Annotated in this window: 15 protein-coding genes and 1 pseudogene; 12 read left to right on the top strand and 4 right to left on the bottom strand. The window is 38.2% G+C overall.

The genetic code is table 11. The annotated features are described in order from the left end of the window. The first annotated feature begins 88 nt into the window (after positions 1 to 88). The 5 genes and pseudogenes from ACIQYG_RS12525 to ACIQYG_RS12505 all read left to right on the top strand — a co-directional run bounded on the left by ACIQYG_RS12525 (position 89) and on the right by ACIQYG_RS12505 (position 4,477). The gene (locus ACIQYG_RS12525; protein ID WP_402838406.1) at positions 89 to 283 is read left to right on the top strand and encodes a hypothetical protein; all 195 of its coding nucleotides are present in this window, start codon (positions 89 to 91) and stop codon (positions 281 to 283) included. Between the two features lie 350 nt (positions 284 to 633). Then, positions 634 to 1,083: a YfmQ family protein gene (locus tag ACIQYG_RS12520; RefSeq protein ID WP_402838404.1), complete on the top strand. Its 450-nt coding sequence runs from the start codon at positions 634 to 636 to the stop codon at positions 1,081 to 1,083. 16 nt (positions 1,084 to 1,099) lie between these two features. Next, positions 1,100 to 1,261, top strand: a complete 162-nt coding sequence (locus ACIQYG_RS12515) for an adenine deaminase C-terminal domain-containing protein (RefSeq protein WP_402838498.1) — start codon at positions 1,100 to 1,102, stop codon at positions 1,259 to 1,261. Positions 1,262 to 1,579: 318 nt separating this feature from the next. Further along, positions 1,580 to 1,867 (top strand): annotated as a pseudogene (locus ACIQYG_RS12510) (transposase); the annotation flags it as partial. Positions 1,868 to 2,572: 705 nt separating this feature from the next. Then, positions 2,573 to 4,477 (top strand): endonuclease MutS2, encoded by a 1,905-nt coding sequence (locus tag ACIQYG_RS12505; RefSeq protein ID WP_402838403.1) that lies wholly within the window; start codon positions 2,573 to 2,575, stop codon positions 4,475 to 4,477. A 290-nt stretch (positions 4,478 to 4,767) separates the two neighbouring features. Here ACIQYG_RS12505 and ACIQYG_RS12500 read toward each other — a convergent pair whose 3' ends face one another. Both ACIQYG_RS12500 and ACIQYG_RS12495 read right to left on the bottom strand, forming a co-directional pair. After that, positions 4,768 to 4,911 (bottom strand): YrzO family protein, encoded by a 144-nt coding sequence (locus ACIQYG_RS12500; protein ID WP_402838401.1) that lies wholly within the window; start codon positions 4,909 to 4,911, stop codon positions 4,768 to 4,770. 10 nt (positions 4,912 to 4,921) lie between these two features. Further along, a complete protein-coding gene (locus ACIQYG_RS12495) occupies positions 4,922 to 5,905 on the bottom strand; it encodes a DMT family transporter (RefSeq protein WP_402838400.1) in 984 nt (327 codons plus the stop codon). A gap of 133 nt (positions 5,906 to 6,038) precedes the next feature. Here ACIQYG_RS12495 and ACIQYG_RS12490 point away from each other — a divergent pair, with 133 nt between their 5' ends. The 6 genes from ACIQYG_RS12490 (at position 6,039) to ACIQYG_RS12465 (ending at position 10,435) form a co-directional block, all read left to right on the top strand. Continuing rightward, on the top strand, positions 6,039 to 6,935 hold the full coding sequence (locus ACIQYG_RS12490) for a LysR family transcriptional regulator (RefSeq protein WP_402838398.1): 897 nt from the start codon (positions 6,039 to 6,041) through the stop codon (positions 6,933 to 6,935). A 100-nt stretch (positions 6,936 to 7,035) separates the two neighbouring features. Further along, entirely contained in the window at positions 7,036 to 7,215 is a 180-nt protein-coding gene (locus tag ACIQYG_RS12485) for a type 2 periplasmic-binding domain-containing protein (RefSeq protein WP_402838396.1), read from the top strand. A gap of 367 nt (positions 7,216 to 7,582) precedes the next feature. Beyond that, on the top strand, positions 7,583 to 7,759 hold the full coding sequence (locus ACIQYG_RS12480) for a hypothetical protein (RefSeq protein ID WP_164855090.1): 177 nt from the start codon (positions 7,583 to 7,585) through the stop codon (positions 7,757 to 7,759). Positions 7,760 to 8,095: 336 nt separating this feature from the next. Continuing rightward, positions 8,096 to 8,800 carry an LptM family lipoprotein gene (locus ACIQYG_RS12475; RefSeq protein ID WP_402838394.1) on the top strand — a complete coding sequence of 235 codons (705 nt, stop codon included), beginning with the start codon at positions 8,096 to 8,098 and terminating at the stop codon, positions 8,798 to 8,800. A 219-nt stretch (positions 8,801 to 9,019) separates the two neighbouring features. Then, positions 9,020 to 9,889, top strand: a complete 870-nt coding sequence (locus tag ACIQYG_RS12470; RefSeq protein WP_402838393.1) for an RNA polymerase sigma-70 factor — start codon at positions 9,020 to 9,022, stop codon at positions 9,887 to 9,889. An 84-nt stretch (positions 9,890 to 9,973) separates the two neighbouring features. Beyond that, a complete protein-coding gene (locus tag ACIQYG_RS12465) occupies positions 9,974 to 10,435 on the top strand; it encodes a carboxymuconolactone decarboxylase family protein (RefSeq protein ID WP_402838392.1) in 462 nt (153 codons plus the stop codon). A 97-nt stretch (positions 10,436 to 10,532) separates the two neighbouring features. On the opposite strand, the gene ACIQYG_RS12460 is transcribed toward ACIQYG_RS12465, so the two are convergent. Together ACIQYG_RS12460 and ACIQYG_RS12455 are read right to left on the bottom strand one after the other, a co-directional pair. Further along, on the bottom strand, positions 10,533 to 10,760 hold the full coding sequence (locus tag ACIQYG_RS12460; RefSeq protein WP_402838390.1) for a hypothetical protein: 228 nt from the start codon (positions 10,758 to 10,760) through the stop codon (positions 10,533 to 10,535). After that, positions 10,760 to 11,080 (bottom strand): YbjQ family protein, encoded by a 321-nt coding sequence (locus tag ACIQYG_RS12455; RefSeq protein ID WP_402838388.1) that lies wholly within the window; start codon positions 11,078 to 11,080, stop codon positions 10,760 to 10,762. Before ACIQYG_RS12455 ends, ACIQYG_RS12460 begins: the two co-directional genes overlap by 1 nt. A 966-nt stretch (positions 11,081 to 12,046) precedes the next feature. On the opposite strand from ACIQYG_RS12455, the gene ACIQYG_RS12450 reads away from it, so the two are divergent. Beyond that, entirely contained in the window at positions 12,047 to 13,162 is a 1,116-nt protein-coding gene (locus ACIQYG_RS12450) for a GerAB/ArcD/ProY family transporter (RefSeq protein ID WP_402838386.1), read from the top strand. The last annotated feature ends 23 nt before the right edge of the window (positions 13,163 to 13,185 follow it).

The following is a 13,185-nucleotide window of genomic DNA, read 5'->3' as shown; positions in this document are numbered from 1 at the left end:
TTTATGTAGTTACACTGCGATATACGATGAGAATCGGAATGATTGAGATGGTTCAAAAATAGATAATAATATTGGGAGGCGTTGATTCATGACGGTAAGTGTAATATTAGTAGTGGCCATTAGTTTAGTTGCCCTGGTTGGCACCCTTTCATTAGCGGGGAAGAGTGATAGTGATTATTCTGCAGCAACGAGAGGGAATTTGTTGAACCTTAGTTATATTTACATGGGTCTCGCCCTAGTATTAACTGTGGGCATCATCTACTTCGTAATAAAATCAGCCTAAGATATCACATGAATGATTATTATAATAGTATATCAAAATGCATTGACGAGTTATTCAAAGTCATACTCTATTTGTGTGAAAATGTGAATTCTTTCACAAATGTGGCGGGAATATGAACGGAAAGAATCTGATCGATACCTTGAAAAAATCACCTTTGTAAGCTGAGTGACAATCCTTTCGGCACATTTATGGATAAAAAATTTAAACGAAAAATAAATGGGTGATTATGTTTTGTGCCCTCCTTCAAGTACAACTTTTAACCAAAAATGAAACGTTAATAGAACGGTCACTTCAACTGACCGCCTCTTTACTTTAATCATTAAATAATAATGTAGCGGAGATGATCAAATATGACATGGCCTGTATTGATTTTGACAATTATCTTAAGTTTGCTTAAATTATTAGTTACCTGTCTTCCGACCGATGCAGTGAATTGGATTATGAGTAAATTTAAAATACATTCAGAAATTAGTGACGCGGATGCAATCGTATCCTTTGATGGAAAACGTTTGGAAGGTGAAGATGAAATTGAAGTGCTTAATTATTTTAACGAAGCTAAGTTTTTGAAAAAAAATCATATATTCCCCGGGAACGAGAAATTGTTTTTACATCCAGAGAACAGTGGGACTCCAATAATAATTGATGTAAAAAGAGGAAAAAACGATGTTAGATTATATGTGTACATTTACAACGACCACGTGGATGTAGTCAAACAGTACAAGAATAAAGTAGTTGCGTTTAGTCTTCTTTCCGAAAGCCTTCAAGAACGTTACATGCCAGTAATAAGGAATTTAGTTTAAAAGGAACAAAAGTGAACTGCACCCTAATTTGAACTGCCCCGTAAATGTTAGACACCAAACTATGTCATTAAGCACCTTATCGCTTCCTGTAAGCCCGGCTCTGAAAATAACCGACCATGGATTGATCAACGTGAACGAAGGGAAAACAGTCCCTCTCATAATGAGTGATGAAGCTTAAAACGAAAAGGGGATTATCCAATGGATAATCCCCTCAGACTGTAGACAAACTCGATGAAAATCGAGTTTGTCTACAGTTTTTTTTGGCTTGTACAAATTTTGACGTTGATTTCCACTTCAGGCACTCGCTTTCCGCGGGCGGTCCGGGAGCCTCCTCGGCGCACTTGCGCCTGTGGGGTCTCCCTTGGACTCGCTATTCCCGCAGGAGTCTCGCACCTTCCGTTCCAATCAACTATGTTTAAAATTTCAGATAGAATTCCTTTTTGCCTACAGTCTTTTTTGTTTTAAAATAGAACTATTAAAACTTGAGGTGATGAGGATGCTTTCGAAACATAATTCTAATCAGCGAGATCAACTTGAAATAATTACTTTAGATCAACTGGTGCCGGCGAATCATTTGGTTCGTAAAATGGAGGCTTCCATTGACTTCACTTTCATTTATGACTTGGTGATAGATATGTATTCAGAGGTAGGACGCCCAAGTATTGATCCAGTTATCTTAGTTAAACTGATATTCATTCAATATACCTTCGGTATTCGTTCCATGCGTAAAACGATTGAAGAAGTTGAAACAAATATGGCTTACCATTGGTTCTTATCCTTTGGTCAAAATTTCAAGGGAATTTTAAAAGGGGTTCGGAATTTTTTAAATTCCGAACCCCTTTTCTTAATGCCTTAACATCAAATGTTAGCTGGACTTGTTTATTTTTATTTACATATAATTACTATTATAGGGAATATATGATAAAATAGAGGGGCAACTGAGGATAGAGCGGTAGGTCACAGCTTTACTTTTCGCTTGAATAGAATGATCCATTACATCACCTCTATTAATAAAAATTTGGAAAATGTCAAAAAATGAATTGACTCTTTCTTACTGATATGGTATGTTAATTCCAATCTAAGAAAAGGTGTGGTGTTTTATGTCGGGAGTAGGTATCAACTAATTTAGTTGAATAAGGTATTTAATCACTGATATGTCAGTGGATTAAGTATGCCTTTTTTCACAGTGCAATTCTGCATTGTGGATACCTACCTTAAGACTGCTTCCTTTTCCATAAATCGTGTAACATGCAGGTGTTACGGCGAAAAGCATGGTGGGATTTGTCCTATCATGCTTTTTTGTGTACGCAGGTCTATTCGAGCTGCCCAATTTGTTATCGATTTTAGGTACTTATCCATGGATAAGGCCGATGCCCGCAGGAGCTTTCTACTCAAATGGCTTGTTCATTTGTAAAGGTAGGGGGACCATTGCGGGCATTTTTTGGATTCGGGAACTTTAATCACTCACTCATTCAAGGAGGATCATTAGATGAATACAATGACTTATGAAAAATTACAATATATCCAACTCAAGGAAATGGTGAAAAAACATTGTGTAAGCGGTTTAGGAAAAGCGTTATTGGATCAGCTTAAGCCGAGCAGCACTTTGAAGGTCGTTAAAAATCGTTTGAACGAGACCACGGAGGCAAGGAACTTACTGAATGCGGAAAGCCATATTCCCTTAAAAGGCATTTCACATATTGGCCTCCATATCGACAAACTGGAAAAAGGAATGATTTTGGAGCCGTCAGAGTTAGTGGCAATAGCAGACTTCTTAAGAGGCTGCAGGAATATCAAGAAATTCATGACCGATAAAGAGTTCTTTGCACCAACTCTGCATTCCTATGCCCGCTCCATGACTGAATTCAGGGGCATTGAAGAAGAAATCCAATTCACCATAAAGGGAAATGCTGTTGTTTCCGAAGCAAGCAAGGACCTGAAACGGATCAGGAACCAAATCATCAAGACAGAAAGTAAAATAGAGGAACGGCTGAATAAGTTCTTGAAAAGCGGAGCCAATAAAGAGTTCATTCAGGAATTTTTCATCAGTAAAAAGGATGACCGCTACACCATCCCGATCAAAGCCTCCTACAAAAATCAAGTGGCCGGAACGATCGTGGAAGTATCCGCAAAAGGGGCTACCGTGTTCATTGAACCTGCCTCTGTTACGAAATTGAATGTAGAATTGGCAAGCTTAAAAGCGGAAGAATCGATGGAAGAGTATCAACTATTGGCCACATTATCCGGAACGGTTTTCGAACAGCTGAAACCGATCAAGATAAACATCGAGTTAATCAGTCAATATGACATGATCTTTGCAAAAGCCAAATTCAGTAAAAGCATGGATGCCATCGAACCGAAAATCAATGATCACGGTTATATTAAATTAACGAGCTGTAAACATCCCCTTTTGCCGCAAGACAGCGTACCTTTGGATTTTGAAATCGGTAAGGACTATCGCAGCTTGATTATTACAGGCCCTAATGCCGGGGGGAAAACAGTCGTTCTGAAAACGGTCGGCATCCTTACATTGGCCGTCATGTCCGGACTGCATGTTGCAGGGAAAGAGGGGACGGAGCTTGCCGTCTTTGATCAAGTATTCGTCGATATCGGTGATAATCAAAGCATTGAAAATGCACTGAGCACGTTTTCGTCGCATATGAAAAACATCTCGGAAATCATGGGGGCGATAACCAATAACTCCTTGCTGCTGTTCGATGAAATCGGGAGCGGAACGGAACCGAATGAAGGAGCAGCATTGGCGATTAGCATCCTTGAGGAATTTTATCAAAGGGGCTGCATAACCGTTGCGACGACCCATTATGGTGAAATCAAGCGCTATTCGGAAATTCACAGTGATTTCATGAATGCGGCCATGCAATTCAACAGTGAAACACTAGAGCCCAAATATAAGCTGTTGATCGGTCAATCCGGGGAAAGCAATGCCCTGTGGATAGCCCAAAAAATGAATGTCCGTGAAAAGGTTCTGCAAAAGGCAAAGCTCTATATCGAAAATAAAGACTACGACTTGGAGCGTGTCCAGGAAGGCAAAATCAAAAAAGCGAAGCCAGCAGCCGTTCCTAAAGAATCATCTTATGAATATGAAGTCGGTGACAAAGTGAAGGTAAGCGATCTGAATGGATACGCGATCGTTTATAAGAAAAAGGATTCCTTCAATAATGTCGTCGTACTTTTCGAAGATACCTTCAAGGAAGTTCATGCCAATAGGCTCGAGCTTGAAATAAAGGCCGTCGATTTATATCCTGAAGGCTATGATCTCAATTCTTTATTTGTCAGCTACAAAGAAAGGAAATTGAACCACGACTTAGAGCGGGGATCAAAAAAGGCATTAAAGAATGTAGCAGCGGATATCCGGAAGAAGCTTGGTGAATAGTACGATCTTCGCAAAAAAGCCTGTAGGCAAAAAGAGTTCTATCCAAACTTTTAAACATAGTTGAATGGAACGGAAGGTGCGAGACTCCTGCGGGAAGAGCGAGTCCAAGGGAGACCCCACAGGCGCAAGTGCGCCGAGGAGGCTCCCGGACCGCCCGCGGAAAGCGAGTGCCTGAAGTGGAAATCAACGTCCAAATTTGTGCAAGCAAAAAAACTGTAATCAAACTCGATTTTCATCGAGTTTGACTACAGTCTGAAGCCTCTCTATATGACGGGCTTTTTTGCGTTGTATTATTTTATTGAATTACTTTTTTCATTATATAAATTAATCAATTCAGCATTTTGCTCATTCAGCTTTTTCACATTCTTATTAATCGTTGCCAATTCCCAAAGTACAGCCAGTCCAAAGATTAGCATAAGCGTTAATAAATCCATTGTTGCCCTCCTATTGATGTTGTGTACCTTTAATTAGATGATTCTTTTCACTTGGATTCATTTTCTCAACCCGGGAAGGCAAGTTTTTTCTTTGAAAATAATTGTTTTGAATCAAACCATATATCACTAAAAAAGTTCCCAGTAATTCGTATGATGATAGTGATCCTCCTTGGATAAAAACGATGGCCAACGTGGTTATTGGAACTAAATTGATAAATAGGATTCCATTGATCGGCGTTAAAAGTTTAATGCCTAAGTTCCAGCTTAAAAGGGCTATGGCACCAGGGAAAATAATCATGAAAATCATCTCGCCATAAATGGATTGCATAACCTCTGCCGTAGGGACAGACAGGCCCATTGCAGTTGCGAGGAATGTTATGATTGCTGATACTGCTGTTCCTAAAATGCATGTTAAAGTCGAATAGCGAAGTGTTGACCATTCATCAAATTGGTTGCCGCCCATCGTATAAATAACCCACCCTATAACCCCGATAAGAATGAAAAGGATAGGGATGATGCTATCTTTCAATAAAAATACGAATGATAAGTTGCCATTGGTAATGACAAGAATGGCCCCTATCAAGGCAAGGAACATACTGGCGATGGTATACTTCATCGGTCTGGCATTTTTGAAAACCCACATTATTAAAATTGAAATCAGGGGCATTAATGATTCCATGATGGAAGCAACGATTACCCCGTTATGTCCCAGTAAATCTTGCCCTGCGAAAATGAGAAAGTTGTATACAGTGAACGCCATCGTCCCAAAAAACAATAATTTCTTTCCTTTCCCTTCCAGGCTAAAAGACTTCTTACCTTCTTTAATGAAAAGCAATATCCCTAAAATTACGCTAACAGCTAAATATCGTAAAAAGGCGAAATAAAAAGGATCAATATACATTAGGGCCCTTTCTGCAACTGGAAACATTGCTCCCCAAGAAATGCTGGCAGTCAAACATAAAAGTGCACCGATTAAAACTTGATTTTTTTTCATAAAAGCTTCCCCTCGAAAATAATGATTGATTTAATTCCTATACCACCTTATGATAAAGTCATTATCATGTAAAATGACTTAAAATGAATATAATCATCATTATTAATGATAGTTGAGGAAGGGGGTCAATTTTATGGAAATGCGGGATTTGCAAATATTTCAGTGCGTCGCTAAATATGGCAGCGTAAGTAAGGCGGCTGTTGAATTGAATTACGTCCAATCCAATGTAACGGCGAGGATTAAGCATTTAGAGCAGGAGTTACGGACGCCTTTATTCAATCGACATAAACGTGGCATGTCTTTAACTGCAGAGGCCAGAAAGATGCTGGAGTATGTAAACAAAATTTTGCTTGATGTGGAAGAACTCAAGCAAGTATTCCTGGATAGTGAAACACCTACAGGGATATTGAACATCGGTACAGTTGAAACGGTCAGCGATCTTCCCAAGATTCTAGCCTCCTATCATAAACAGTATCCAAATGTCGATTTATCCATAAAGGCTGGATTAACGGAAGATTTAATTAAAGATGTCATTGAACACAGGCTGGATGGCGCTTTTGTTACAGGACCGATTAAACATCCGCTCATTCAGCCATACGATGTATGTACAGAAAAACTTGTATTAGTTACAAGAAATGAAACATTCAACCTTGAAGAAATCATAACAGAACCATTTTTAGTATTCAGTCAGGGGTGCGGCTATCGCTCCAAACTGGAACAATGGCTGAGGGAAGAAGAAGTGATGCCAAAAAGGATCATGGAGTTCAATGTATTGGAAACGATCTTAACCAGCGTGACACTCGGCCTTGGCATTACCCTCGTACCGCAATCGGCGGTAAATCACCTTACAGCCAATGAAAAAGTGCACGTGCATGCTATTCCGGAAGAATACGGCAATATCTCGACTGTCTTCATTCACCGTAAAGATGCTTATATGACAAACTCCATGCGAAGCTTCTTGCAAACGATTGAAGCTCATCATGAAAACCGCTTTAAGCAAAATCCAGAAACAACTCCTGAGCTAATATGAAGGAAGGGGGAGCAGCAAATCGCTTTACATGGAATGATAGAGGAACGCTGAAAAGGCTGTGAAACTATTAAGGGTGGGGAAATCGTATGGATGAAAAAGATTGTTTAATTTTACAATATTTAAATTAGGTATAAGCAGCCATTATGGACTTTATAACCTGCCTTTCAATTTGGAAGAGTACATGGTTAATTGTCCTATGTTCCATTTAAATGTTGTTACGGGCTTCAGTACGGAAATGATGGAATTGCTTATGCAAGGTGAGATTGATGTTGCGATGTAAAAGATAGTTATTTTTCTCCTTTCAGACTGTACAGACAAACTCCAGAAAAGTGAGTTTGCCTACAGTTTTTTTTAGAAAAATATTCCAGTTGATTGGAACTCCTGCGGGAAAGAGCGCCGAGGAGGGTCCCTGTCTTATTATATGGATGATGCAGAATACTTGGAAAAAGCATTTGTGAATTATTTAGACAAAAAGCCAACGGTTTCGTTGGCTTTTTGTCAGTACGATGATTTCAATTTTCATACATTCAAATTAGAGAAAAAAATACCCTTCTTTAGCTAAACTGGTAGTTTAGCTAAAGAAAAATTGTATTACTTTCCATCAATTGGGAAAATATATGAATAATAGAAAGAAGGAGGGAACAGAGATGGAAGTAAATATGAGTGTTGAAGAAGTCGTGAATCAAATTTCTGCATTGGTAGAAAAAGAAGGGAAGCCACCTCGAAAGAAAGAGGTAAAGAAGTCAGATCCGGAGTTAATGAAAAATGCATTGTATTATTTTCCTAGTTGGGATACTGCAGTAGAACATAGCATTGGATCTTAACCATAAACGATACATGAACATTTATTTTTCAAATTAGTAGTAAGGCAAGGGAAGGCCGCCAATTGGCGGCCTTTTGACGTGCGATTCTTTATATTATCATACATTCAAATTGGTTTTAATAAGTGCTCCCTATTCAAACTATCTATCGAATAGTTTAGTTAAATAAAGATATGAACGCATCAAAAGTGAATCAATTTCATATTTTTCCTTTTCGGAAAGAGTGGAGTATCGATCTTTTTTTAGTCGATAAAGTCTGATACTTCAGAAGAACAGTGTAACTTTTTTCCATATGGGACCGTATAATAATTTGTTAAAACACATGAAAAGAGGGTTCCAATGAAAAAGATATTGTTGATTTTGGCAGCCGTTTTTTTGGTAACTGGACTTAGTGCTTGTAAAGGAGTCCAGGAGGAAAGCAAGGAATCTCCGCCAATTTCAGAAAAGCCAAATGATAATCCTAAGCAAACCGACGGGCAAGATGAAGATCCTCCAGGTGAATCGGTCGATGATCCGGCAAAAGATCTGCCAAATACGAAAACGGATACGATCATATTAGAAGGTATGGAAGAACCATTCCAATTCACGCTTCATCATAGTCAGGCATTGGGATTCTCAACCTACATCGTGGATGACATGGTCGTTGAAGAGGCTAGTTCTGGTGAAGGAGATGCAATGATTGTTTTTGCAAATTTTGCAGGTAAGAGAAATGAGGATGCCAAAGTTCAGATATTTTCCAAAAGGGAGGGTACGAATGCGACAATAGAAGAACAGGCAGAGTTTGCGAGGGAAGTTGTGATAAGCAATGACTTTGAGATTAAACAGCGATCTGATAATACGCCGAACCGATTTGATTGGTCTGAGGTTGAATTTGACATTAGTAAGAAGGGCAGTAATTATTCAATATTGGGTACAGTGTCGGTTTTTCAACATGGCGACAGCGTTTACTATGCGATCGTTCAATACCCGGAAGATCATGAAGAAGGCTTCATACCGAGGGTTGTAAAAATGTTTGATGATATCGTATGGTATGAAGCACCTTGATAAAATGAGTATCCGAAGCAAAAAGGGGGGCATAAAAAGGAATCCTGTTGAACGGTAGGGAGTTAGTTTATCTACAGTCTGAGAGCAGCTCTTTTGCTGCTCTTTTTATGCTGTTTGAATTAATCAGGTGAAGAAGGATAAATGATTGGCTTAGAGAATAATTATGGAAAGGGTCATAGGTTCTCAAAAACTGAATTTGATAGAAAATAGGTGAAGCAAGTGGAGTTGGATACAATATATAAGACATATCAACCTTTTCTTTTTTCCATCGCATACCGGATGCTTGGATCTGTTACCGATGCAGAAGATATCGTTCATGATTTATTCCTGCAGCTTAAGCTGGATCCCGACCAAATTAAGGACATGAAAGCATATCTTGCAAAAATGACGACGAATCGCTGTCTTAATTATTTAAAATCAGCCCGTAAGAGAAGAGAGGTTTACACAGGGCCTTGGCTGCCAGAACCCCGGGTTAACGAAACAGATCAGCCTCTAGATAAGGTTGTAACGGATGAAACGGTTGCATATGCCTTCCTCGTTTTGCTGGAACAGCTATCACCTGTTGAAAGAGCTGTCTTCGTGCTTAGGGAAGCATTCACATACAGCTATGAAGATATCGCTGAGATGCTGGAAAAGAATGAAGTGAACTGCAGAAAGATCTACAGCCGCGCTAAGCGGAAATTACAGAATGATAGGCCAATCCATTCGGAGGATACGAAACATGTTGATCTTTTGGCAAAAAAATTCATAAAAGCATCTGCGACAGGAAACTTTGAGGAGTTTTTGGATCTTCTTACAGAAGATGTTGTCCTTGTTACTGACGGCGGAGGTAAAGTGCTTTCTGCATTAAACCCAATTGTAACCAGACAGCGAGTATCCGCCTTTCTTAAAGGCGTTTCCGCTAAAGGAGGCTTCATAGGAGAACTTCTTACGGTGATGGTCAATGGCCAGGAAGGAATTTTGCAAATGAAAGAAGGAAAGCCTATCAAAGTCATCTGCTTTGAATTAGATCCAGAACAAAAAAATATCCGCAAAATCTTCATTGTTACCAATCCCGATAAATTAAATCATATTCCTGTGATAGATTGAGGTTTCTCTTTTTTGATGTCACAAATCAAACCTCTATTTTGTCTTATAAGTGGAACCGAAAAAGATTTAATGGAGGAGATAGACATGGAACAACGGATTAACTACATGAAGACAAATCGTGAAGTGGTCAAATTAATGATGGGATTGGAGGAGTACAAGAAAACAACGGGAATCGATAGCACATTAATCGAATTGATTAAAATTCGCGCGTCTCAAATCAATGGCTGTGCGTACTGCTTGGATATGCACACAAAGGATGCCCGGGCAATGGGTGAAACGGAACAAAGAATTTACTGTTTGAGTGCTTGGCGTGAAACACCATTCTATTCTGATTCGGAAAGGGCAGCGCTGGAATTGACGGAAGCGGTCACGGCCATTTCAGCAAACGGTGTACCTGATGAACTGTATGATAGGGTCCGCCTTCATTTTGATGAAAAACAATATATCGATCTCATTACCATAATCATCACAATCAACGGCTGGAACCGATTGGCCATTTCAGCCCAAAGCATACCAGGGCACTATAAGCCTGTAATGGAAAAATAATTTTGTTATTAAAACCCCTTGTATGGTTGCAAGGGGTCCCGTTACAGTAGAAACAACAAAAAGCCACGTTTTGTATAGAAACGTGGCTTTTTATTTATTATTTTTCTTTTTTATAAAAGCGTTCACCCGTATCAGGATTATAATACACCCTTGTTTTTTCTCCAGTCACAGGGTCTATATTCATTTCATCTGTCGATTGAAATCCATCAGGGACTTTTACACCGTGATTGCGTTTAAACCGTTTATCATAGATAAAGTATCCAAGTAATATGCATAAGATAACTATAATAATTTGTAATATATAGTACCCTATGATGAATTTCATTATATTTTCTCCACAATGACGGCGGTTCCATATGCAACAATTTCGCTCATATTTGTACCGATTTCCCCAGAATCATATCTCATCATTATAATTGCGTTTGCACCCATTTCATTGGCATTTTTTATCATACGGTCCATAGCTTCTTTTCTTGAATCTTCAAGCATAGCTGTATATTGCTTGATCTCTCCGCCTACTAGGGATTTTAACCCTGCCATGATATCGCCGCCAATCCCTCTGCTTCTTACAATTAGACCAAAGGCAGGTCCTTTTACTTCTATAATTTTGTAACCTTCAATTTTTTCTGTGGTAACTACCAACACATTAATCGCCTCCGCCTTATTTACTTTGTTATTTAAAACTTCACTTGAAAACTGAAGGCATAAACAAATGATTCAAGTTCGCATGGAGTTTAACAGTTTATCACCCAATAATTACGCGCAATAATAATACCATTCCTTTAAATTTTAACATAATATAAGCTTTATCCTTCCTATACAATAGGAATTTCACTTCTTTAATACGTAACATATTTCGAATAAGCATAAAAAATCCCATTTCGTAGAAAAGAAATGGGATTAAATTTATTAGTGTTTTTTACTGCTGTTTTTTGATTGTTATATATGTGTAGATTTATGATGCTGATTGCACACCTTTTCCTTCTTCAACGGGAACCACTACATAAAGTTGAATTGCGGATAATCAAGAATATAACTCAAGGTTTCAAAGATAAAGAAATAGCTGATAAGCAGAACTTAGTGGGACAGAAGCTTTAAGGAATTCATTACAAATTATTTCATTTAAATGGATATATTTTCATCAAGGGTGAAAACATAACCGTAACGTTCATATGTCTGCCCGGCTGTTGGGGCAGCAATGAGTTGAATGAACTTGCCATCGTTACTGCCTTGGGAATTGGTAAAACAGAAGGTGGATATCAATTCGGAGATTTGGAAGTGAATGTAACCGTTAAAGAAAGAATCGCAATTTGGGCACCATAACAAAATCCTTTCAAAAAGAAGTCGAGGAGTAAAGATCAATGTGGGCGATCATTGGAACCGTGTTTACTGGAGCTATTATTTCATATTTTGAAATACCTCAACTTTTTAAAAATAAATGCTGGAGGGAAATCTCTGCCTTCATTCTATTGCTTTTAGTTGGTATGACGTTGAGTATTTTATTAATTAAAGATGTTACCATTCCTAATCCCTTAGACTGGATAACAAAAATTTATAATCCCTTCGTATCTTTCATGGAACGGATTCTGTCTTAGGGGGTATTTACTGATCATGCTCGAGAAAGGCAAAATTAGCTCAGGGGAATTTCTTATATTGGTCATAATATTTACGATAGGAGGTTCGATACTTAATGTACCTGCGCTGCTTGTCAATTTGGCAAAGCAGGATGCCTGGATTTCCTATATAATAACTACTCTCGTCAGTTTGTGTTTTGTTTTCTTATATAATAAATTAGCCTCGATTCATCCTTCTAAGACTTATGTCGAAGTTAATGAAAAAATATTGGGGAAATGGGTTGGGAAAGTTTCGGCACTGCTCTTTCTTTTTTATATTTTGTACCTTTTATCTGCTTTATTGTATGAAATAGGGAGTTTTTCAACGACACAAATTTTGGTTGGAACACCTATCGAAATGATTATGATTCTTTTTTTATTGACATGCATAATCGGTGTACGATTAGGATTGGAAGTCATCAGCCGGACTGCATTGATCTTTTTTCCTTGGATAGTATTCATGCTTTTCATGTTATTTTTACTTCTTATCCCTGAAATCAAATTAGTACATATTCAACCTATTTTTGAAGAAGGCATGAAACCGATTATTAAGGGCTCCTATCACACTTTAGCGCTCCCGTATGTACAGCTCGTTTTCTTTTTAATGATCATGCCCTATGTAAATGAAAAGGATAAAATGAAAAAGAACTTTTATCGAGGAACATTATTAGGAGGCTTCATTCTATTATTAGTGATTATTTTCTCTATCCTCGTTTTGGGTATTGATATAACCGCCCTACAAAACCATCCTTCTTATAGATTAGGAAAGAGGATGAGTGTTGGTGGTTTTTTGGAACGTATTGAAGTCACTGTAGCCTTCATTTGGATTCTTTCCGTGTATTTCAAGCTAACGATTTGTTATTATGGACTGTCTCTGGGGTTAGCTCAAGTACTGGGATTGAAAAATCACAAAATTCTTCATTTCCCATTAGCCATTTTAATTTTTGCCTTTTCCATCATTACACATCCAAATACAGTACATAGTCAAAACTTTACTGTAAAAGCATGGACGCCCTTTTCCTTAACCATTTGTTTTCTTCTCCCCGTGTTATTGTTAGTGATGGGAATATTGAAAAAAAAGCGTTCTATTTCAAAGGCGGCCAAAGGATGTTAATGAATAATTCAATTACTGTCTTT

It is taken from the genome of Peribacillus sp. NPDC096622 (assembly GCF_044762665.1).
Taxonomy (GTDB): Bacteria; Bacillota; Bacilli; order Bacillales; family DSM-1321; genus Peribacillus; species Peribacillus frigoritolerans_B.
The sequence above is the reverse complement of the archived record's forward strand: the minus strand, read 5'-3'. Positions and strand labels throughout refer to the sequence as shown.